The sequence below is a fragment of the Euzebya pacifica genome (genome assembly GCF_003344865.1).
GTDB lineage: Bacteria > Actinomycetota > Nitriliruptoria > Euzebyales > Euzebyaceae > Euzebya > Euzebya pacifica.
Genome location: NZ_CP031165.1, coordinates 2,117,737 through 2,138,659, shown reverse-complemented (window position 1 = coordinate 2,138,659; position 20,923 = coordinate 2,117,737). Strand labels below are relative to the sequence as shown.

21 protein-coding genes are annotated in these 20,923 nt (G+C 72.1%); 3 read left to right on the top strand and 18 right to left on the bottom strand.

Features of this window, described 5'->3' with window-relative positions; translation table 11 throughout:
• Positions 1–81: 81 nt before the first annotated feature.
• From DVS28_RS08915 to pyrE, 17 genes are all read right to left on the bottom strand, one after another.
• Complete coding sequence (locus tag DVS28_RS08915) at positions 82–747, bottom strand: methyltransferase domain-containing protein (RefSeq protein ID WP_114591141.1); 666 nt, start codon at positions 745–747, stop codon at positions 82–84.
• Complete coding sequence (locus DVS28_RS08910; protein WP_114591140.1) at positions 744–2,516, bottom strand: lysylphosphatidylglycerol synthase domain-containing protein; 1,773 nt, start codon at positions 2,514–2,516, stop codon at positions 744–746. The genes DVS28_RS08915 and DVS28_RS08910 overlap by 4 nt, the downstream gene beginning before the upstream one ends.
• 10 nt (positions 2,517–2,526) lie before the next feature.
• Positions 2,527–2,985 (bottom strand): 6,7-dimethyl-8-ribityllumazine synthase, encoded by a 459-nt coding sequence (gene ribH / locus DVS28_RS08905; protein ID WP_114591139.1) that lies wholly within the window; start codon positions 2,983–2,985, stop codon positions 2,527–2,529.
• On the bottom strand, positions 2,972–4,240 hold the full coding sequence (locus tag DVS28_RS08900) for a bifunctional 3,4-dihydroxy-2-butanone-4-phosphate synthase/GTP cyclohydrolase II (protein WP_114591138.1): 1,269 nt from the start codon (positions 4,238–4,240) through the stop codon (positions 2,972–2,974). The genes ribH and DVS28_RS08900 overlap by 14 nt, the downstream gene beginning before the upstream one ends.
• On the bottom strand, positions 4,233–4,865 hold the full coding sequence (locus tag DVS28_RS08895; RefSeq protein WP_114591137.1) for a riboflavin synthase: 633 nt from the start codon (positions 4,863–4,865) through the stop codon (positions 4,233–4,235). The genes DVS28_RS08900 and DVS28_RS08895 overlap by 8 nt, the downstream gene beginning before the upstream one ends.
• A 3-nt stretch (positions 4,866–4,868) precedes the next feature.
• A complete protein-coding gene (gene ribD, locus DVS28_RS08890; RefSeq protein ID WP_216826497.1) occupies positions 4,869–5,885 on the bottom strand; it encodes a bifunctional diaminohydroxyphosphoribosylaminopyrimidine deaminase/5-amino-6-(5-phosphoribosylamino)uracil reductase RibD in 1,017 nt (338 codons plus the stop codon).
• Between the two features lie 30 nt (positions 5,886–5,915).
• Positions 5,916–6,854, bottom strand: a complete 939-nt coding sequence (locus DVS28_RS08885) for a GGDEF domain-containing response regulator (RefSeq protein WP_216826496.1) — start codon at positions 6,852–6,854, stop codon at positions 5,916–5,918.
• Entirely contained in the window at positions 6,851–8,206 is a 1,356-nt protein-coding gene (locus DVS28_RS08880; RefSeq protein ID WP_114591136.1) for an RsmB/NOP family class I SAM-dependent RNA methyltransferase, read from the bottom strand. The genes DVS28_RS08885 and DVS28_RS08880 overlap by 4 nt, the downstream gene beginning before the upstream one ends.
• On the bottom strand, positions 8,203–9,114 hold the full coding sequence (gene fmt, locus DVS28_RS08875; RefSeq protein ID WP_281273549.1) for a methionyl-tRNA formyltransferase: 912 nt from the start codon (positions 9,112–9,114) through the stop codon (positions 8,203–8,205). The genes DVS28_RS08880 and fmt overlap by 4 nt, the downstream gene beginning before the upstream one ends.
• An 8-nt stretch (positions 9,115–9,122) precedes the next feature.
• Positions 9,123–9,662 (bottom strand): peptide deformylase, encoded by a 540-nt coding sequence (def, locus tag DVS28_RS08870; protein WP_114594076.1) that lies wholly within the window; start codon positions 9,660–9,662, stop codon positions 9,123–9,125.
• A 27-nt stretch (positions 9,663–9,689) separates the two neighbouring features.
• A complete protein-coding gene (locus tag DVS28_RS08865) occupies positions 9,690–11,852 on the bottom strand; it encodes a primosomal protein N' family DNA-binding protein (protein WP_114591135.1) in 2,163 nt (720 codons plus the stop codon).
• Positions 11,788–12,984: a methionine adenosyltransferase gene (gene metK / locus DVS28_RS08860; protein ID WP_114591134.1), complete on the bottom strand. Its 1,197-nt coding sequence runs from the start codon at positions 12,982–12,984 to the stop codon at positions 11,788–11,790. Before metK ends, DVS28_RS08865 begins: the two co-directional genes overlap by 65 nt.
• 150 nt (positions 12,985–13,134) lie before the next feature.
• On the bottom strand, positions 13,135–14,337 hold the full coding sequence (coaBC, locus tag DVS28_RS08855; RefSeq protein WP_114591133.1) for a bifunctional phosphopantothenoylcysteine decarboxylase/phosphopantothenate--cysteine ligase CoaBC: 1,203 nt from the start codon (positions 14,335–14,337) through the stop codon (positions 13,135–13,137).
• A 9-nt stretch (positions 14,338–14,346) separates the two neighbouring features.
• Complete coding sequence (gene rpoZ, locus DVS28_RS08850; protein WP_245973586.1) at positions 14,347–14,808, bottom strand: DNA-directed RNA polymerase subunit omega; 462 nt, start codon at positions 14,806–14,808, stop codon at positions 14,347–14,349.
• Positions 14,805–15,392 carry a guanylate kinase gene (gene gmk, locus DVS28_RS08845; RefSeq protein ID WP_164710228.1) on the bottom strand — a complete coding sequence of 196 codons (588 nt, stop codon included), beginning with the start codon at positions 15,390–15,392 and terminating at the stop codon, positions 14,805–14,807. The genes rpoZ and gmk overlap by 4 nt, the downstream gene beginning before the upstream one ends.
• Complete coding sequence (mihF, locus tag DVS28_RS08840) at positions 15,389–15,733, bottom strand: integration host factor, actinobacterial type (protein ID WP_108665614.1); 345 nt, start codon at positions 15,731–15,733, stop codon at positions 15,389–15,391. The genes gmk and mihF overlap by 4 nt, the downstream gene beginning before the upstream one ends.
• Before the next feature lie 93 nt (positions 15,734–15,826).
• A complete protein-coding gene (gene pyrE / locus DVS28_RS08835) occupies positions 15,827–16,357 on the bottom strand; it encodes an orotate phosphoribosyltransferase (protein WP_114591132.1) in 531 nt (176 codons plus the stop codon).
• 83 nt (positions 16,358–16,440) lie between these two features.
• Between pyrE and DVS28_RS08830 the strand changes: the two genes are divergently transcribed.
• Together DVS28_RS08830 and pyrF are read left to right on the top strand one after the other, a co-directional pair.
• Positions 16,441–17,322 (top strand): bifunctional helix-turn-helix transcriptional regulator/GNAT family N-acetyltransferase, encoded by an 882-nt coding sequence (locus DVS28_RS08830; protein ID WP_114591131.1) that lies wholly within the window; start codon positions 16,441–16,443, stop codon positions 17,320–17,322.
• Between the two features lie 112 nt (positions 17,323–17,434).
• A complete protein-coding gene (gene pyrF / locus DVS28_RS08825) occupies positions 17,435–18,103 on the top strand; it encodes an orotidine-5'-phosphate decarboxylase (RefSeq protein ID WP_114591130.1) in 669 nt (222 codons plus the stop codon).
• A gap of 263 nt (positions 18,104–18,366) precedes the next feature.
• Here pyrF and DVS28_RS08820 read toward each other — a convergent pair whose 3' ends face one another.
• Positions 18,367–20,571 carry a hypothetical protein gene (locus DVS28_RS08820; RefSeq protein WP_216826494.1) on the bottom strand — a complete coding sequence of 735 codons (2,205 nt, stop codon included), beginning with the start codon at positions 20,569–20,571 and terminating at the stop codon, positions 18,367–18,369.
• A gap of 129 nt (positions 20,572–20,700) precedes the next feature.
• Here DVS28_RS08820 and DVS28_RS08815 point away from each other — a divergent pair, with 129 nt between their 5' ends.
• Positions 20,701–20,916, top strand: a complete 216-nt coding sequence (locus DVS28_RS08815; RefSeq protein ID WP_114591129.1) for an Rdx family protein — start codon at positions 20,701–20,703, stop codon at positions 20,914–20,916.
• Positions 20,917–20,923: the final 7 nt, after the last annotated feature.

Sequence of the window (20,923 nt, the reverse complement as noted above, 5' to 3'; positions counted from 1 at the left end):
CTACGACCCAGCGTTCCGCTGGACGCATTCCCGTTTCGGAGAGCGCAATACCTAGGGTCCCGAACTGAACTGGTCAATGGTTCAGCAGCGGTTTGGTGACCGGAAATCTCGAATCAACCCCGCCGTGATCAGCACGACATGTTCGCTGGAGAGGAGCGGCACCGTGGCCACGTCGACGGCGATGCGGCCCCCGCCATCGACCACGAGGCTGCGGAGCCGGTCCCGTGTTCGTCCGCCCGCCACGGGCGAACGGCCCAACATCCGTCGCAGTACCGACCGCCACACCGGCGTGGGGAGCGTGTCGCTGATGACCACGCCGAGCCTGGCCGCGCGCAGTCCCTCGGCCACCACGATCCGGACCATGTCGTCGGAACACCGATGGAGCAGGCGCAGGACGACGACCACGTCGACGGCGCCGTCGGCCAGGGGCAGGGCACGTGCATCGGCGACGATCGCCGGGGATCCGCTGCGGTCCCGGGCCAACATGGGTCGTGACACGTCGAGGGCGATCCGCCGGCCGGGGAGGCCGGCAGAGGCAAGCTTGCCCGACCCGCCGGCGACGTCCAGCCAGCAGCCGTCGTTGGGCGGCCCGCCCAGGCTTGCGACGGCTCGGCGCACCGCCCGGTGTTCGCCGGCGGCGATCACGCGGGCCACGGGATGGTCGAGCTCGGACACGTACCGGGTGGCGGACTCGGCGGTCGCGTAGCGGTCCCGGGTGGCCCGATCGGCGTCGGCAGGGGTGGTCACCTGATCACCTCGACAGTGCCTGACGCGGGAACCGGGCCGTCGGGCGTCGGCGACAACCGTCCCGCGGCCAGCCCGTGGAGGATCCGTCGGTGGTAGGCCACCCCCAGGGTGTGGACACCGAGCCACCGGGTGGCGGCGTCCCTGCCGGTTCGACCCACCCACTCCCCTCGCCGGTCGCTCCACCACTCGAGCTGCCGGTGACGCACGACGTCGGTCGAGGGACGCACCGCCAGCTCGGCGAGCACGGCGACGGCCAGCGGCCAGTCCGGCCCGGCCACGAACCCCCGCAACGGCCGCCCCCACCTGATCCGCAGGGCGCTGGCGACCAGCTCGCCCGCCTGCTGTTCGGGCGATCCGGACAGGTCGGGCAGGTCCAGCAGTACCGGACCTGCCACCCCGGCCATCACGGCATCCACGCCGAACAGCGGTGCCGATCCGGTCCCGTCGACCTGTCCCAGGGCGAGGCGGCCGACCAGCGTGGGCAAGCCGCTGCCGGGCGGTTCGACGTCCACCCACGGGTGGACGGTGACCGCGCACTCCTCCAGCAGGGCCAGGGGCGGAACCGCCGGCAGTCCGACACCGGCGGCACGGCGCGCAGCCGCGGCCTGGGCACGCGCACCGGCAGGATCCGGGCGACGACGACGGTCGAGGTGCTGCTTGCACCACACCCGCTGCGCGCCCTGCTTGCCTTCGGCCACCCGGGACCAGGTGCGCTCGTGCACCATGCCGACGAGGACGGCGGTCGCGTCGGGCAGCACGAGGACGGCATCCCCCTCGAGGGCACCGCGTGCCCGCGGGTCCCGCCACAGCAGCGCCAGCCCGACGAAGACCGCCTCGGCGACGGCGTCCAGCAGCCGGGCCACCACCGCGATGACCCCGGCCGGGCCGATGCCCAGCGTCGGGGCCAGCACGGCCAGGAGCATGGCCTCGCGCACCCCGAGGCCCGCCGGTGCGATGACGACGACCCGACCGACGAGGTTGCTGACGGCGAAGCCGCCCAGGAGGGCGGTCACGACGTGGGCGTCGACGTGCCCGACGACCGCGGTCCCCAGGACGACGAACCCCAGGCTGCGCACCCCGAGGACCCCGAGGTAGCGCAGCGCCACACCGCGCACCAGCCGTCCCGTGCGACGGTCGGTCCCCGTCCCTCCTCCATCCGCGGGGATGGCCAACCGGTCGACCGCCCCCGACGGGAGCAGGCGGGCCAACGTGCGCACCGTCCGAGCCGCTGCGGTCATGGTCGGCGTCGGGGCCACGAGCAGCGCGAGGGCTGCCGCAGCCGGCAGGACGGCGAGCCAGGCCGTCCGCCCTGCCCCCTCGACCGCCACCCAGCCGGGCATCGTGGCCAGCGACACCAGGGAGAGGACCAGGACCGACAGCACCAGCTCGACCCCGCCGAGCCCGACCCCGGCCGTCACCGACAGGCCGTGGCGCCGAGCGGCCGCAGCCCGTGCAGGGACGTGGCCACCGGGTGCCAGGTAGCGGGCCGGCAACGACACCGCGTGGGCCCGCACCGCCGCCCGGACGTCGACATCGGTGCTGCCGGATCGGACCAGCGCCACCCACATCCACGCCAGGCCGCCGTTGGCGACGACGTTGGCGACGACGACCGCAACGACCACCGCAGTCGACGGCAGGCCGCCGCGCTCCACGACCTCACCCCATCGGGGTGCCACGACCCACGCGATCAGGCCGACGAGCACGGCCGGGGCCGCACCGACCCGCAGGATCGTGCCGACCCAGCCCCCCGACGACCCGGCCTCCCCCACCGAGGCCGGCCTACAAGGTCTTCAGCAGCGTGGCGGTCTCGAGCGCGGCCTGCGCCGCCTCCCAGCCCTTGTTGCCCATCTTCCCGCCGGCGCGGTCCTGCGCCTGCTCCCAGTTCTCCGTCGTCAGCACGCCGAACGACATCGGCACGCCGGTCTCCAGCGCCACCCGTCCGAGCGCCGCGGACTCACCGGCGACGTACTCGAAGTGGGCGGTCTGGCCCCGCACGACGAGTCCCAGCGCCACGACCGCGTCGACCGTGCCGGCCTTGGCGATCCGCTGGGCCACGACGGGGATCTCCCAGGCGCCGGGTACCCAGTACAGGTCGATGTCGTCGTCGGCGACGCCGTGCTTGGTCAAGCAGGAGGCGGCCCCGTCGACCAGGCGCTGCACGATGGTGTCGTTGAACCGGCTGGCGACCACGGCCACGCGCAGGCCGCTGCCGTCGAGGCTTCCCTCATGCACTCGCATCGGTGTTCGTCTCCTGGGTCGTGGTGTCGTCGGTGCCGTCCAGACGGGTCAGATCGTGGCCCATCCGGTCGCGCTTGGTGCGCAGGTAGCGCAGGTTCTCCGTCGTCGGGGCGGTCTCGATGGCGACCCGCTCGACGATCTCCAGGCCGTAGCCCTCCAGGCCGGCACGCTTGGCCGGGTTGTTGGACAGCAGCCGCAGGGTGGACAGGCCGAGGTCGACCAGGATCTGGGCGCCGGTGCCGTAGTCGCGCGAGTCGGCCGGGAAGCCGAGCTCGATGTTGGCCTCGACGGTGTCGCGTCCGGCGTCCTGCAGCTTGTAGGCCTGCAGCTTGTGCATGATCCCGATGCCGCGTCCCTCGTGGCCGCGGATGTAGACGATGACCCCCTCGCCCGCTTCGGCGATCTGGCGCATCGCGTCGTGCAGCTGCGGCCCGCAGTCGCAGCGCAACGACCCGAAGATGTCGCCGGTCAGGCATTCCGAGTGCATGCGGACCATCACGTTGGGCTTGTTCTCGGGGTGCCCGTAGACCAGCGCGATGTGGTCGTGGCTGTCCATCTCCGAGGTGTAGCCGACGGCACGGAACACGCCGTAGGGGGTGGGGATCTCGGCCTCGGCGACGCGGGAGACCAGCCGCTCGGACCGACGCCGCCAGGCGATCAGGTCGGCGATGCTGATCAGCTTGAGGTCGTGCTCCCTGGCGAACTCCTTGAGCTCGGGCAGGCGCGCCATGTCGGTCTTCTTGGCGTCGACGATCTCGCAGAGCACCCCGGCGGGCTCCATGCCGGCGAGGCGGGCAAGGTCGACCGCCGCCTCGGTGTGACCGGCCCGCTTGAGGACGCCGCCGGGCTTGGCCTCCAACGGCACGATGTGGCCGGGACGGGTCAGGTCCTCGGGACGCGTCTGCGGGTCGACCAGCGCGTGGATGGTCTGGGCACGGTCAGCGGCGGAGATGCCGGTGGACGTGCCCTGACGGGCGTCGACGGTGATCAGGTAGGCCGTCTTCATCCGGTCGGTGTTGTTGTCCACCATCGGCGGCAGGGCAAGCTGCTCCGCGCGTTCGCCGGTGATGGCGGTGCAGATGTAGCCGGAGGTGTGGTGGAGGAAGAAGGCGATCTTCTCGGGGGTCACGGCCTCGGCGGCCATGATGAGGTCGCCCTCGTTCTCGCGGTCCTCGTCGTCGACGACGACCACCATCTCGCCACGGCCGATGGCGGCGATGGCGTCGGGGATCGGGGTGAACTGGAACTCAGACACGGCTGGTGCTCCTCGCCTCGTGGGCGCTCAGATGGGCGGCGAGCTGCCGCTCCACGTACTTGGCGATGACGTCGACCTCGAGGTTGACGCGGTCGCCGACCTTGCGCCGCCCGTGGACGGTCACAGCCATGGTGTGGGGGATCAGGCCCACGGAGAAGTGGTCCTCACCGGCCTCGGTGACGGTCAGGGAGGTGCCGTCGATGGTGATCGACCCCTTCTCGACGACATAGGGCGCCAGCTGGGCGGGCAGGTCGTAGGTGACCGTGGTCCACTCCTCGTGGGGCTGGATCAGCCGGACGGTGCCGACCCCGTCGACGTGTCCCTGCACCATGTGGCCGCCCAGGCGGGCGTCGGCCTTCATGGCGCGTTCGAGGTTGACCTGGTCGCCCTCCACGAGGTCGGCCAGCGCCGAACGGACCAGCGTCTCGCCCATCATCTCCGCGGTGAACCCTGCGGGGGCGTCGTGCACCTCGGTCACGGTCAGGCAGACGCCGTTGACGGCGATGGAGTCGCCGATGGAGGCGTCCTCCACGACCAGCGGGGCCTCCAGCGTGATGGTGCCGCCCCCCTCTCGGGTGTCGAGCACTCGCACGACGCCAACCTCTTCGATCAGTCCGGTGAACATGGCTCAGGGGGTCCTCGGGTAGGCGGTCAGGACAACATCGTCACCGGACAGCTCCGCGGACACCAATCGCAGGCGTGGCGCGTCCGGCAGCGCCACCCGCGTCGACAGCGCGCCGAGCCCCTCGCCGAGCAGGACGTTGCCGAGGTGCAGGACGTAGCGATCGACCAGCCCCGCGGCCACGAACGCACCGGCCACGCCGGCGCCGCCCTCGACCAGCACGCTGTGCACGCCGAGCTCCCACAGCGTCGCGAGGGCCGCGGCGGGATCGGGACTGTCGAGCACGGTGGTCGGAGCCAACCCGTCGGTGAACAGCTTCAGGTCGGCACCCTCGGTACGACCTCGGCGGTCGAGCACGACCCGACGTGGCTGCGGCCCGTCCCAGCCCGGCAACCGAACCGTCAGCGATGGGTCGTCGGCCAGCGCCGTGGCGGACCCGACGAGGACGGCGTCGACCTCGCGACGCAGCTCGTGGCCGCGGGCGCGGGTGGCCGGACCGGTGATCCACTGCGACGTGCCGGTGTGGTCGGCGATGCGCCCGTCGAGGCTGGTCGCGGTCTTGAGGATCACGAACGGGCGCCCGGTCGCGATGCCGTGGAGGAAGATCTCGTGCTGCTGGCGGGCCCGGTCGACGGCGGCGTCGGGGACGACCTCGACCCCTGCCTCGGCCAGCATCGTCCCGCCGCCGATCGCCACGGGGTTGGGGTCGGACAGCGCGTACACGAGGCGGGCGATCCCGGCGTCGAGCAGCGCCTGGCTGCACGGTGGGGTGCGACCGTGGTGGTTGCACGGCTCCAGCGTCACCCAGGCGGTGCCGCCGCGGGCGCGATCGCCGGCCATCGCCAGCGCCACGACCTCGGCGTGGGAGCCGCCGGCCGGCTGGGTCCACCCCTCCCCCACCATGGTGCCGTCGGCGTCGGCGATGACGCAGCCGACGAACGGGTTGGGACACGTCCGTCCGCGACCGTGCTCGGCCAGCACGAAGGCGTGGTCCAGCATCTCGATGTCACGGGGGAGGGTCACGTCCCCACGCTACGCGGCGACGCCACGGCGTCAGCCCGTGCGACCGTCCAGCGCGTAGGCCGACGTGTCGGGGTGTGCGCTCTTCACGTGCGTCTTCATCTCCGTGGCCACGGCGACGATGTCGCGGTGGTCCAGGAAGGTGCGGTGGGCGTTGGTCGTCACGCCGATGGCGATGGAGACCAGGCCGAACCGCCGCATCTCCCCGCGACGGTCCCGCAGCTCGAGGTACCCACGTTCGCGGTCCTCGGGGGCGTACAGGGTCGGGATCATCTCGTCGAACCGTCGGATCGACTCGCTGCAGACGTCGTCGGCCTGCACGGGGTCGAACAACATGACGAAGTCGTCGCCACCGATGTGGCCGAGGAACGCCTCGGCGTAGGCGGTCCCGGTCAGGACGTCCCGCAGCACCTGGGCGGTGGCCTGGATGACCTTGTCGCCCTCGAGGAAGCCGTAGTGGTCGTTGTAGGCCTTGAAGTTGTTGAGGTCGACGTAGGCGACGGCGATGTCCTGCCCCTGGTCCAGCCGCCGGGCGATCTCGCCTTCGATGCGGTGGTTGCCCGGCAACCCGGTGAGGGGGGAGGCACCTCGCAGGTCCGCAGCGCGACGCATGGTGGTGCGCACGCGGGCGACGAGCTCCATCGGGTCGAAGGGCTTCAGGACGTAGTCGTCGGCGCCCGCGGCCAGCCCGACGACCTTGTCGACGGTCATCGACTTGGCGGTGAGGAGGATCACGGGGACGTGGCTGGTCCGGGGGTCGGCACGCAACCGACGGCAGACCTCGATGCCGTCGATGCCCGGCATCATCACGTCCAGGAGGACCAGGCTGGGGTCGACCTCGAACGCCGCTGCGAGGCCCTCCTCGCCGTCGGGGGCCGAGACGACCTCGAAGCCCTCCAGCCGCAGGTTCACCTCGATGAACCGCCGGATGTCCGCCTCGTTGTCGACGACCAGGATCCTGTCCGCAGTCACGACACCTCCGCCGTTCGTTCCAGGACCGCTATGTACATGCCATCTCCCTCGTCGCGGTCGGGCGCCATCTGCACGCCGAACCGGGTGGGTGTCCCCACCTGTGGGACGTCAGCCACCGTGACGCGACCACCGTCGACGGCGTGGGCGACCACGTCATCGGCTTCGTCGGAGGTCCAGGTGCACACCGAGTAGACCACCCGTCCACCCGGCCGGACGAGATCCACCGCTCGTTGGAGCAGCTGCTGCTGCACGGCGGTCATCGATGTCACGTCCTCCCGGCTGCGACGCCAGCGCAGCTCGGGTCGGCGTCGGACCACGCCGAGTCCCGAGCAGGGCGCGTCGACCAGGACGAGGTCGACCCCCTCGGGGAGGTCGACGGTGGCCCCGTCGCCGGTGACAGTGGCCATCTCCAGCCCGAGGCGGTCGGCCATCTCCGCCGCGCGTCGCAGCCGTCCGGCATGGCGGTCCACGGCGGTGACCTGCAGGCCCTGCTGCGCCAGGTGGGTCGACTTGCCGCCGGGAGCGGCGCACAGGTCGATGGCCGTGGCCCCCGCTGGCAGCCCCTCGGCGGCGGTCTGGCCGATGACCTGTGAGGCCTGGTCCTGCACGATCGCCAGGCCGTCGCGGATGACGGCGAGCCGGCCGGGCTGGATGCGGTCGGCCAGCACGATCGCGTCGCGGGCCATCGTGCCCGGCTCGGCGTCGATGCCCTCGGCGGCCAGCGCGGCCAGCACGTCCTCGCGTGGGGCGACGGCACGCAGCACCAGCGGCGCCGGACGGTTGCCGGCGTCCAGCACCTCCGCGGCGCGTTCGTCGCCGAAGCGCTTGACCGCGGCGTGGGCGACCCACGACGGATAGCCGTACTTCAGGCCGAGGCCCATGTCGGTGGCCTCGTCGGGCCACGGCAGGTCGTCGATGCGGCGGGCGATGTTGCGCAGCACCCCGTTGACGAAGCCGGTGGCGCGCTGGCCCACGACCACGCGGGCGACCTCGACGTGGGAGTCGACGACGGCGTGGACGGGTTGGTTGCCGTGCAGCAGCTCCCAGGTGGCGATGCGCAGCAGGTCCAGCAGCGTGGGCTCGACGGCCTCCAGGCCACGGGACACGGCGTTGGCCAGGACCCAGTCCAGGGTGCCCTCCCAGCGCAGCGTCGAGAACGCCAGGTTGGCCGCGAAGTTCCGGTCCTGCTGGTCCAGGGGGCTCTTGGAGAGGATCCGGTCGGCCACGGGTGAGGCCCACGCGTCGTTCTCGTGGACCTGCATGACGATGACGAGGGCGGTCTGCCGGGCGGCGACGCCCTCGCGGTCGGCCCCCTCTGCGGCGGTGGTGTCCACCTGGTCCTCCTCGCTCACGAGCCCAGCCGTTCCGGTCGGTAGCCGTTGGCGAAGTCGCGGCCGTCCATGCGTGGTTTGCCGGCCGGCTGGACCTGGTCCAGGCGCAGCCCGCCCCGGCCAACGGCGATGACGGGCCTGCCGTCGACGTCCCCGACGACCGCACCGGGGGTGCCGTCGACGTCGAGCATCGGCACGGCCCGATGGATCTTCAGGCGGGTGCCGTCGAAGGTGGTGTGCGCGCCGGGCATCGGGTTGTAGCCACGGATCATGCGATCCAGCACCTCGGCGCTGTCGGTCAGGTCCAGCCGGGCGTCCTCGGCGTTGATCTTGGAGGCGTAGGTGGCGGCGTCGTGGTCCTGGGGCTGCAGCGGCAGGGACCCGTCGACCAGCCCGCGGATGGCGTCGACGAGGACGGGGCCGCCGGCCTCGGCCAGCCGGGCGGTCAGCTCGCCGCTGGTCTCGTCGGGCAGGATCCGCACCTCGTGGCGGGTCAGCACGTCGCCGGTGTCCATGCCGGCGTCCAGCCGGAAGCAGGTCACGCCCGTGGTGGTGTCACCGGCCAGGATGCTGGCGGGGACGGGGGCGGCGCCGCGCCATGCCGGCAGCAGCGAGAAGTGGAGGTTGACGAACCCCTTGCCGCCGACGTCGAGGACGTCCTGCGGCAGGATCGAGCCGTAGGCGACGACCGCGCAGGCGTCGACGTCGAGGGCCTTCAGGTCGTCGAGCCGCTCGCGGGGCTTCTGCGGCTGCCACACCTCCAGGCCGGCGTCGAGGGCCGTGACCTTCACGGGGGGTGGCGTCAGCTTGTAGCCACGGCCCGCGGGACGGTCGGGGTTGGTGACGACGGCGACGACCTCGACGTCGTCGGCCTCGACGAACGCACGAAGGGCCGGCACCGCCGGCTGGGGGGTACCGAAGAACGCGATGCGGATGGTCAGAGGACCTCTCCCTCGGGGGCTGGTGGGTTCTCGAGCTCGCCGCGACGGATGCGTCGCATGGCGTCCTTGCGGTCGTGCTTCTCGAGGTGCTCGATGAACAGGATGCCGTTCAGGTGGTCGATCTCGTGGGCGATGATGCGGGCCAGCAGCCCGACGCCCTCCATCTCGACGTCCTCGCCGAAGACGTCCTGGGCGGTGATGTGCACCTCCAGCGGCCGGGCGGTCGGATAGAACAGCCCGGGGAAGGACAGGCAACCCTCCTCCCCTTCCTGGATCTCCTCGCTCTCGAAGGTGATGTCGGGGTTGACGACCGCGCCCGAGGCGAAGCCCTCGCCGGAGGGGTCGGGGGCCTCCCAGGTGAAGAGGCGCTTGAGCACGCCGACCTGGTTGGCGGCCAGGCCCGCACCGCTGCTGGCGCGCATCGTCTCCATCATGTCGTCGGCCAGGCGGCGGAGCTTGTCGTCGAACTCGGTGACCTCGTTGGCGCGCTGGCGCAGCACCGGGTCACCGAAGAGGCGGATTGGCAGTGTCGACACGGCTTGTTGTTCCTCGTTGCGGCTGGCTCAGGTGATGGTGGGGTCCACGTCGACCCGGACGCGGATGTCGTCCTGCGCCCACGTGTTGCGCAGTGGCTTCAGGGCGGCGACCGTGTCACGCAGGGTGTCGGTCTTCAGGAGCGCAACACCGTCGGGGTCGGGTCCCAGAAGGGTACCGGGTACGTCCGCGCGGACGGCGGCAGCGGCTTCGGGGGTGACGCCGGTCATGCGGATCAGGGACCCGGCGGGCGGGAAGCCGAGGGGGGTGCGTCGTTCCGTCTCGGCCGGCCAGAACCCGTCGGGGTCGAGGCGGACGAGGGACTGCAGCGCCGGCTCGGTCGGCTGGCCCGTCTGGACCATGACCTCCTCGGCCAGCGCGGCCCCGTCGAGCCACAGCCGCAGGGCGTCCTCGGCGGCCTCGACATCGGGTCGGCCGAGCAGCACGTCGGGGTCGGCGACGACCAGCAGGTCGGCGCGGCGGCCGTGCAGCCAGTCGGGCCGCGCCACGACCGACCCGCGGGTCATCACCGCGATGGCGGGACGGCTGGTCGGGCCGGGCTGGTCGAAGCCCTCCATGTGTCCGACCTCGGCGTCGGGGTGGGCCTTCGCCAACTCCGTGGCCAGCCGCTTCGCCCCGGCGCGCAGCGGGAAGGTCTCTGTGCCGCCGCAGTCGATGCAGGGCCGGGGCGGGGTGGTCCAGCTGCACACGGCGCACCGCCAGGTCGGGGTCGGGGCCCCGTCGACGGGGGCGATGCCGGCACCGCAGTCGCGGCACTCGTGCCGGTTGCGACAGTCGCTGCAGGCGAGGGAGGACCCGCTGCCCTTTCCGGCGGCCAGGACGATGACGGTCCCGCCGGTGCGGACGACCTCGGCCACCCGGCTGGTGATCGGCCCGACGAGGCGGGTGCGGCGGTCCTTGGGCGAGAGGGTGGTGCGGTCGACGACCCGGACGTCGGGGGCGAGTGCGCGTTCGGTGGCCCGGTCGGCGCGGACGAGGGTGAGGTGGCCGCCGTCGTGGTGCTTGTGGACCTGGGCGGACTGGAGGCTCGAGGTGAGGACGACCGTCGCGCCGGTCATCCGTCCGCGGGCCAGGGCGGCCTCGCGGACGTGGTGCCGGGGGTTGCGACGTTCCTTGTAGGCCGGGTTCGCCTCGTCGACGACGACGATCAGGCCTAGGTCGGGCATCGGCATCAGCGCCAGCCCCCGCTCGCCGACGGCCACGGTGACGTCGCCGCGGAGCTGGCGGAGGTAGGCGCGGTAGCGGTCGGCGTCGCGGTCGAAGTGGCGGTGGTCGGCCACGGCGGTCCCGAAAGCGGCAACGACGTCGTCGGCCGGACCGGGTGCGGGGCCGGGCACGATCACCAGGGCGGTGCAGCCGTTGCTGGTCGTGCGGGCGACGAGGTCGACCAGCAGGGGCCCGATGTCCTGGTGGAGCGGGGGACGCAGGTGGTAGGCCCGCCCGTCGGGCTCCCACGCCGCCTTCAGCAGGGCCGACCCGTCGAGGCCCTTCCACCCCTCCGACGCACACGGCGGCCGCGCCCGCCCCTCCTCCGGTGAGCGCGGCTGCGCGGCCTCCGGTGGGCGCGATCGGGGGCTGGATCGGCCATCGGCGAGGTCGGGCGCGATCGTCTCGGCCGACGACTGACCCGATCGCGCCGCTCCTCGTCCATCCGCGACGGAGGCCCCGATCGGGGCGTCGAGGGGGTGGCGGGCCGGGCCCCACGAGGCGGCCTCGTGCTCGACCCGGACGATGCGTGGGGGCAGGGCGTGGGCGATGGCGCCCGACAGGGTCCCGGCGAAGCGGTCGGCCACCCAGCGCCACACGGTCAGGTCGTCGGGGCCGAACCAGCGGACGTCGCCCTCGACCCGATCGAGGGGCTTGACCTTCGACTCCTCGACCTCGGGGGTGTCGGTCAGCCCGATGACCCAGCCGGTCCGCAGCCGACCGTTGAACCGCACGCGGACACGCGAGCCGACCCCGACCCGGTCGCCGTCGGGGATCCGGTAGTCGAAGGGCCGGTCGAGGTGGGCCGGGCCGACATCGACGACGACACGCGCGAACGCGGGCCGGGAGCCGGCCCGCGTGTCGACGGGTGTGGGGTGGTCGGCCGTGGCCGTGGTGACGCTACGCGCCGGCGGCCGAGCGCAGCGCGTCGGCCCGGTCGGTGGCCTCCCACGGGAACTCGTCACGGCCGAAGTGGCCGTACGCCGCGGTCGGGGAGAAGATCGGCTCGCGCAGGCCGAGGTCACGGATGATCGCGGCCGGCCGCAGGTCGAAGACCTCCTTGATCCCGGCGAGGATCTTGTCGACGTCCTGGGTCTCGGTGCCGAAGGTGTCCAGCATGACCGAGACGGGGTGGGCCACCCCGATGGCGTAGGCGACCTGCAGCTCGGCGCGCTCGGCGAGCCCGGCCGCGACGACGTTCTTGGCGACCCAGCGAGCGGCGTAGGCGGCCGACCGGTCGACCTTGGTGGAGTCCTTGCCGGAGAACGCCCCGCCACCGTGGCGGGCCATGCCGCCGTAGGTGTCGACGATGATCTTGCGGCCGGTCAGGCCGGCATCGGCCTGGGGGCCACCCAGCTCGAACTTGCCCGAGGGGTTGCAGAGGAAGTCGGCGGCGTCGAACGCCAGGTCCGACGGCAGCACGGCGGAGATGACCTTCTCCTGCAGCTCGGGGCGCATCTGGGTTGCGATGTCGATGCCCGGCTTGTGCTGGGTGGAGATGAGGACGCGCTCGATGGCGACGGGGGTGTTGCCCTCGTAGCGGACGGTGACCTGGGTCTTGCCGTCGGGGCGCAGGTAGTCGACCTCGCCGGAGTGGCGGACGGCCGCCAGCTGCTTGGCCAGCTTGTGGGCCAGGTCGATCGGCAGCGGCATCAGCGACTCGGTCTCGTTGGTCGCGTAGCCGAACATCATCCCCTGGTCGCCGGCGCCCAGCTTGTCCAGCTCGTCGCCGGTCGGCTCGGTGCGGGACTCCAGCGCCGAGTCGACGCCACCGGCGATGTCAGGCGACTGCGGGTCGATGGTGACCAGCACACCGCAGAGGCGGCCGTCGAAGCCCGCGTCGAAGCTGTCGTAGCCGATCCCGGCGACGGTCTCGCGGGCGATGGCGGCGATGTCGACGTAGGCGTCGGTGCGGATCTCACCGGCGACGACGATCAGGCCGGTGTTGACCAGCGTCTCGCAGGCCACGCGGGCGTCCCACGGGTTGGAGTCGTTGGCGAGCACCGCGTCGAGGACCGCGTCGGAGACCTGGTCTGCCACCTTGTCGGGGTGGCCCTCCGTCACGGACTCGGAGGTGAACTGCCATGAACGCGCCATCGTGGGGATTCCTTCGTGTTCGGGGATCGGGGGCGCACCAGACGGCACCCCCAGAAAAAGCGTTGGCGGACAGCCTATACCGGTGCCCTACGGGCGCCGACCCCCATCGGACAGTCCGAACGGTGAGATGGGCGTTCCGTCTGTGCGCGCTCAGCCGGGCAGGCGGGCGGCGGCCTCGCCGAGCAGGATCGAGGCCAGCTCGCGCTTGCTGGTCAGCGCGACATCCCGACGCATCCCGTCCGCACCGAGGATGACGGCACGGTTGGTGTCGACGGCGAACCCGGCGTCGGCCTGGCTGACGTCGTTGATGACGATCAGGTCCGCACCCTTGCGGCGCAGCTTGTCGCGGCCGTGGGTCTCCACGTCGGTGGTCTCGGCAGCGAAGCCGACCAGCACCGCCCGCAGGTCCTCGCGGGCGCCCAGCTCGGCGAGGATGTCGGGGTTGGGCACCAGCTCGATCGTCGGGGTGCCGTCGGCCTTCTTGATCTTCTGCTCGGCTCGGGCGGCGGGGCGGAAGTCGGCGACCGCGGCGGCCTTGACGATGACGTCGGCCACGTCGGCGCGGGCCATGACGGCCTCGTGCATGTCCATGGCGGACTCCACGGGCACGGCTTCCACACCGGGTGGCACGGGGAGGGTCGAGGTGGTGACCAGCACCACCTTGGCGCCCAGCGCAGCGGCCTCGGCGGCGATGGCGTGGCCCATCTTCCCGCTGGAGCGGTTGCCGAGGAAGCGGACGGGGTCGATCGCCTCGCGGGTGCCGCCAGCGGTGACCAGCACGGTCCGCCCGCTCAGGGGGCTGTCCAGTCGACCTGCCGCGCGGGCGACGGCCTCCAGCAGCACGTCCTCGTCGACGAGGCGGCCGGGGCCGACGTCGCCGCCGGCCAGCTCGCCCTCGCCGGGGCCGACGATGATCGTGCCGCGTGCCGCCAGCGTGGCGACGGCGGCCTGTGTCGCCGGGTGCAGCCACATCTCGGTGTGCATCGCCGGGGCGACGACCGTCGGGACGGTCAGGCAGGTGAAGGCCGAGGTCACCAGGTCATCGGCGATGCCAGCGGCGAACTTGGCGATCACGTTGGTCGTCGCCGGGGCGATGATCGCCACGTCGGCCCACCGGGCCACCTCCACGTGCACGATGCGGTGCACGTCGGTGAAGGTGTCGGTGTGGGCAGGACGCCCGGTCAGCGCCGCGAACTGGTCGGGCTGCACGAACCGGGTGGCGCCGCCGGTCATGATGACCTGGACCTCGGCGCCGGCCTTCTTCAGGCCACGGGCCAGCGAGGCGGCCTTGTAGGCGGCGACCCCGCCGGACACCCCGAGCAGGACCCGCAACCCCTCGAGCGCGGTGTCCATGGTCGAACGCTAGATCTCGGTCGGCGCGTCGTCGGCGTCGTCGATGATGGCGTCCTCGCCCTGCGGCAGGGAGACGACCTCGCCGTCCTCGTCGGCCGCGAGGGCCTCGGCGGCGCGGGCGCGAGCCTCGTCGGGACGCTGCACGACGATCTTGTCGGCTGCGATCTCCTCCATGGCGATCGACAGCGGCTTGTTGGAGTCCACCTGCTCGACGAGGGGACGGACGTACTGCCCGATGCCCTCACCGAGGGAGTGGTAGTAGTTGTTGATCTCGCGGGCGCGCACGGCCGCGAGGTGCACCAGCGTGTACTTGGAGTCCACGCGGGCGAGGAGGTCGTCGATAGTGGCCATGGCGTTCGTGCCCCTGAGGATGTCGAGGTGCTTGAGAGGTCGTCGAGGGCGGTCCAGCGCCGCGAGTTCGGGCTGCCGCCTGCCGTCGACCTGACGGCAGGCGAACGCGCCGTCGGTCAACGTTGAAGGGCCAGTATACGTTCCAGCGCCTTGACCGCCGCGTCCACCCGGTCGTTGACCACCCGGTGGTCGAAGTCCTCGGCCTGCGCCATCTCCTCCCGACCGATGGTGAGGCGCTGCTCGATGGTTTCCTCGTTCTCCGAACCCCGGTGGCGCAGACGCCGCTCGAGGTCGTCCCAGCTGGGTGGTTCGAGGAACACCAGGGTCGCGGCGATGTCGCCGACGTCGCGCTGGCGCTGGCGGACCTGCTTGGCGCCCTGCACGTCGATCTCCAGGACCAGCGTGGCGCCGGCGGCGAGGCGGTCGGTGACGGAGGACCACGGGGTGCCGTAGAGGTGGCCGTTGAACTCGGCCCACTCCAGGAACTCGCCGTCGTCGGCCATGCGGCGGAACTCCGTCGGCGAGACGAAGCGGTAGTGGACGCCGTCCTCCTCCCCCGGGCGCATCCGGCGGGTGGTCGCCGACAGCGAGACCTCGATCTCGTCGTGGCGTTCGCGCAGCGCCGCGACGACCGTGCCCTTGCCGACCCCACCGGGGCCGCTGACGACCAGCAGGGTCCCGGGGGTGTGGTCCTGCTCGCTCAAAACGTCGGACGCTTCCCGTCGAAGGCCTCGAGCAGCCGCTCGGTCTGCTTGTCGCCGAGGCCACGAAGGCGACGGGACTCGGAGATGTCCAGCAGCTCCATGGTCCGCCGGGCCGTCTTCTTGCCGATCCGCGGGATGGACTCCAGGACCGCCGAGACCTTGGTCTTGGACAGGACGATGTCCTCCTCGGTCCGGGGGTCGCGGCCACGCCGGACGACCTCCTCGAGGGTCAGCTCACCATCGCGCAGCTGCTGCTTCAGGGCCGCGCGAACCCGCCGCGCGGCCGCTGCCTTCTCCAGCGCAGCTCGTCGCGCGTCGTCACTCAGCTCGGGTACCGCCATCGTGATGCTTTCGTGTGTCGCTTCGTGGAAGGAGGCAGCCGGATCCTAGTGGGCGCCACCCCGCCACCGTCAACGGGTGTGGAAGATTCGTGCTCAGCCCTGCTGGGATGCCTTGAGCTCGTCCATCGTGAACAACGGCGACAGGGCCAGGTCGTGTTCGGCCAGCTTCTCGGGGCCGCCGGCCTGCCGGTCGATGACGCAGAGCACCCCGAGGATGTCCGCGCCGCGTTCGCGCAGGTCACCGCAGGAGAGGATGACCTGGCCGCCGGAGGTCACGACGTCCTCGACGACGGTGATGCGGCGCTCGCCGACGGGCCCGCCCTCGGCCAGCTTGGCGGTGCCGTAGGACTTGGCTTCCTTGCGGACGAAGAGGGTGGGCAGGCCGGTGACCTGGCTGAGGGCGACCGCGATCGGCACGCCTCCGAGCTCGAGGCCGGCCAGCGCCTCGGTGCCCTCGGGGATGGAGGGGGCGAGGTGCTCGGCGATCTCGCGCAGCAACACCGGGTCGGCCTCGAAGAGGTACTTGTCGAAGTACTCCGTGGAGGTGGCGCCCGAACGGAGGACGAACTCTCCGGTCAGGTGGGCGGCGTCGAAGATGGCGCGGGCGAGGTCGTGGCGTTCCATGGGGGCAGGCAGCGTACGGGATGCAGCCACGGATCGCCCGTCCGGGTGGCCGTCGAGCCATCCTCTGACTAAAGTCAGACAACATGAGCGATGACGTGGCCGTGCTGCGGGCCTTCAACCGGCGCTACACCCAGCACATCGGCGTGCTGGAGGATCGGTTCCTCGGGCGGGGACGGCCGCTGGCCGAGTCCCGCCTGCTGTTCGAGGTGGGACTGGACGGGTCGACGGTGCTGGAGCTGCGCGAACGGTTGTCGCTGGACTCCGGCTACGTCAGCCGGCTGCTGCGGAGCCTGGAGGACACCGGCCTGGTGACCGTCGCGGCCGATCCGACGGACGGTCGTCGTCGTCTGGTCGAGCTGACGGCTGCGGGCACGGAGGAGTGGGAGGAGCTGGATCGCCGGTCCGACGAGCTCGCTGCCGGGTTGCTGGATCCGCTCGGGCCGACCCAGCGGGACCGGCTGCGGGAGGCCCTGGGGACGGCGGAGCGGCTGCTGCGTGCCGCCACGGCGGAGTTCGTCGTGGTCGACCCGTTGTCGGAGGAGGCGCTGACGGCGATGGGGCGCTACCTGGCCGAGATCGCTGATCGCGGGGTCGGTGGTGGGGCGTCGCTCGGCGCGGCCAGCGACGGGGCAGAGACCATGCGGCGTCCCGACGGCGTCTTCGTGCTGGTCCGCAGCGACGGTGAGGTCGTCGGCTGCGGCGGCGTGCGCCCGCTGGGTGACGGGATCGGAGAGGTGAAGCGGATGTGGGTGTCCCCGGCGGTCCGCGGCACGGGCATGGGCCGTCGGCTGCTCGACCACCTGGAGGCGTGGGTCCTGCGCCTGGGCCACGACGTCGTGCGGCTGGACACCAACGGGGTGCTGACCCAGGCCATCACCATGTACGAGTCGGCCGGCTACACCCCGATCGAGCGCTACAACGACAACCCCCACGCCGAGCGGTTCTACGAGAAGCGCCTGCGCTGACGGCGTTGGTCGACCCGGCCGGTGGTCCGGGGTCGGGGGTGCCTGACCGGGCGTATCGTTGGCGGGGTCGCCACAGGCGGTGGTGGCCTCCAACGATCCCCGGAGGAACCCCGTGAGCAACCCCCTGATCGCCGCGCTGGACAGCGCCGACGCCGACCAGGTCGTGGCCTGGGCCGACCAGCTGGCCCCCGAGTGCGGTCACCTGAAGGTCGGCCTGCAGGCGTTCACCGCCAGCGGCCCCTCCCTCGCCCGTGCGGTCGTCGAACGCGGCCCGGTCTTCCTCGACCTGAAGCTGCACGACATCCCCAACACCGTCGCCGGTGCCGCCGCTGCGGTCGCCGACCTCGGGGTGGCGATGCTGACCGTGCACGCCAGCGGTGGCCCGCAGATGATCGCCGCCGCCGTCAAGGCCGCCCCCGACGTGGCGATCCTCGCGGTGACCGTGCTGACCTCCCTCGACGACGACGACATGGTCGCGGTCGGGATGCGTCCCGTGGACGAGCAGGTCCCCCGCCTGGCCAAGCTGGCCATCGACGCCGGTGCCGCCGGCATCGTCTGCGCCCCCTCCGAGGTCGAGGCCGTCCGAGCGGCCATCGGCGTCGACCCGCTGGTCGTCGTCCCCGGCATCCGCCCCGTCGGCGCGGCCACCGACGACCAGGCCCGCGTGGCCACCCCCGCCGAGGCCCTCGCCGCCGGCGCCAGCCACCTCGTCGTCGGCCGCCCCATCACCCGCGCCACCGACCCCGCCGCCGCCGCCCGCGAGATCGCCGCGACCCTCTAGCCCCTCCCCCTGGGCCTTCCAGCCCCTCCCCCTGGGCTTTCCGGCCCCTCCCCGGCCGGGAACCCAACCGGCCCCCACCCGGATGGATTCGACTCCGCATCCGGATGGATTCGACTCCGCGAACAGACGCGATTCGGCCGTTCGTGCAGGTCACACGCCTGGCGCGGGACGGAATCGACTCCACGGCAAGCTCCGACGCGCAGTACTGGAGTCGATTCCATCCGCCGGGGGGTGGGGGGACGCGCGACCGCCGACCCCGGGGACTACGAGCCGCAGGCCACCGGGACGGCGTCCTGGGCGGGGCAGCTGCGGGTCCACCACGTCGCGCCGTTGCGGGTGTCGACGACGACGCCGGTGTCCAGGAACGTGGCCTTCTGCTCGCCGCCGAGGACGTCGTGGCGGGGGTGGCCGTGGGGGTCGGAGCCCTCGTGGGCCGGGGGCACGTTGCCGCTGGGCGGGACGAGGTTGCCCGAGTCCATGTAGACGAGCGCCGACCCGGCGTGCGAGCCGCTGAAGCGCTCGAGCCCGAAGAACGGGTCGCGGGCCCAGTGACGTCCGTCGGCCAGCGCCGTCTCCAGCACCGCCGCCCCGACGGTGCGGGCCTGCACCTCCGCCGCGAGGTTGGCGACCTGGAAGTCACCGAACGCGACGTGCAGCAGCACCCGGTGCGCCGGGGTGTTGGGGTAGGGGTCGTCGGTCATGTGGTGGGCGTAGCCGTTGGACTCCGACCGGTCCCACAACATCTGGATGAGGGAGAAGACGAGCTGCTGCTCCACCGCGTCCGGATACGCCTGGTACATCACCTGGGAGTAGGCGGGCAGGCCGGGCTCCTCGGCGTCGAACAGCTCACCCTCCCAGTCCACCGAGCGGTTCAGCAGCGTGGAGTAGTTCATGCCGGGCACGCCCAGCACGGCGTTGGTGAAGTCCGGCGCGACGGCCGTCAGCGCGCCACCCATGATCGCGCCCTGGCTGTTGCCGTCGTAGGTCAGGACCGAGGTGTCCATGACCGGCTGCCCCGCGGCGTCCTGGAACGCCGGGTCAGTGGCGAACCCGTCGGGGTGCAGCATCGCCCGGCCCACCATCAGGAAGCCGAGGAAGCCCTGCTGGCCTCGGTCGGCCAGGCTGCCCATGTTGGAGGCGTCGGACAGGATCATGGCGACGTTGGCGAGGTCCTCCTGCGCCATGCCGATCCAGTCGACCCCGCAGTTCATCGTGTTCTGGTCGGTCAGCATGTGGCGGCCCCCCGACCAGTAGGCCCCTTCGATCCGCTGGCCGAGCAGGCCGTGGCCGTACAGCGCCATCCGCGCCGGGTCGCTGACCAGCCCGTCCTCATCGACCGCGGTGGTCGGCACGGCGCAGACGAACGGGATCTGCATCGTCGGGGCGACCGGGTTGATGTCGGGCAGGTCGTCACCGTCGAGGTAGACGAACCGGCTGCCGGGGACCTGCTGCATCGGCACGTCGTGGCCGTCGCGATCCATGCGGCCCGGGTCGATCGGGTCCTGGGGCAGCTGGAGGAAGTTCGGCACCGTCACGGCACCGTGGACCACGCGGTCGGAGTTGCCGTCGGCGGTGTCCACGTAGTCGATGGTGAACGTCGGGGCGACCCCCTCGACGACGAGGTCCTCGAGGTCGCGGTCACCGAGCTGGGCGAACGCCTCGTCGCGGATGTGCAGCATGCGGCCGGCCAGGTTCTGCCACGACGCCACGGTGAAGTCCCACGCGAGGTACAGCTCGTCGGTGTCGACCCCGGCGGCCTGCAGCACCGGCAGCACCTCGGTGTCGAGGTGCGCCTGCTTGTCGGCCTGCGCACCCTCCCCCGCCAGGTAGTCCGCGAACGCCGCACCGGCCGGCAGCACCGCCCCCGACGCGTCGCGGAGGTCACGCAGGCCGATGACGTAGCGGTGGCCCTCGGTGTAGTTGACCGCCGGACGCACGATCAGGCTGCGCTCGTCCTCACCGGTGTGGGCGTTGTGGTCGAGCTCGTCGAGGACCGGGTGCCGCTCACCGGTGTCGGCGTCGATGACGACGATCGGCGCGTCGGCGTGCAGCGAACGAGCGGGATCGTCCACGGTGGTCGCCGCCGCGTCGGCCCCCACGACGGCCTGCCACGTCGCGTCGAGGTCCAGGCCGGGCACGAACGTCACGGCCGGCTGGCCCGGCGAGAAGCCGTCGTTGCGGTTGTACTCCGTCGGGTCGATGGGCTTGCCCGCCACGTTCTGCGGCATGCCGAGGATCGACAGGTCCACCCGCTGGCCCGTGACCTGCGAGGCGTCCTCGACCGTGAAGTGGTCGTTGGGGAACGGCAGCAGGCAGTGGCGGCCGTCGGAGTCGTCGCACACCCCGAGCCCGGCCGCACCGGCGACATCGGCAACCGGGCCCGCGACCGGGGCGGGCAGGGCGCCGGCGGGCAACGCCGCCGTCACGAACGACAGCACGACAAGGAGGACTCGCAGTGTTCGGCTCATGGTGAGGAGTTCGACGTCCACCCCGCCCGTTCCTGCACCGCCGGACCCCGAGAACCCGCCGCTTACACTGCGGGCATGCTGGATCCACGCCACGAGCTGCTCATCGAGTTCTGCGTTCCCTGAAACTACATTCCACGCGCCGTCGGTCTGACGGCAGAGGTGTTGAACGCCTGGGCGCCGCTGTTCGCCGACGTCCGGCTGGTCCCCGGTGACCGGGGTGTCTACGACGTGACGCTCGACGGCGAGCTCGTCTACTCCAAGCACGCCACCGGACGCCACGCCGAGCCCGGCGAGGTGAGGGGCATCATCGAGTCGATCATCGGTCCGCCGGTGCTCGAGGGCTGAACACCGG

Coding starts and splice junctions, on each gene's coding strand:
- ribH (WP_114591139.1), bottom strand. CDS start 2,985: ATGCGAGTGCATGAGGGAAGCCTCGACGGCAGCGGCCTGCGCGTGGCC.
- DVS28_RS08895 (WP_114591137.1), bottom strand. CDS start 4,865: ATGTTCACCGGACTGATCGAAGAGGTTGGCGTCGTGCGAGTGCTCGAC.
- metK (WP_114591134.1), bottom strand. CDS start 12,984: ATGGCGCGTTCATGGCAGTTCACCTCCGAGTCCGTGACGGAGGGCCAC.
- coaBC (WP_114591133.1), bottom strand. CDS start 14,337: ATGGACACCGCGCTCGAGGGGTTGCGGGTCCTGCTCGGGGTGTCCGGC.
- mihF (WP_108665614.1), bottom strand. CDS start 15,733: ATGGCGGTACCCGAGCTGAGTGACGACGCGCGACGAGCTGCGCTGGAG.
- pyrE (WP_114591132.1), bottom strand. CDS start 16,357: ATGGAACGCCACGACCTCGCCCGCGCCATCTTCGACGCCGCCCACCTG.
- DVS28_RS08830 (WP_114591131.1), top strand. CDS start 16,441: ATGAGCGATGACGTGGCCGTGCTGCGGGCCTTCAACCGGCGCTACACC.
- DVS28_RS08820 (WP_216826494.1), bottom strand. CDS start 20,571: ATGAGCCGAACACTGCGAGTCCTCCTTGTCGTGCTGTCGTTCGTGACG.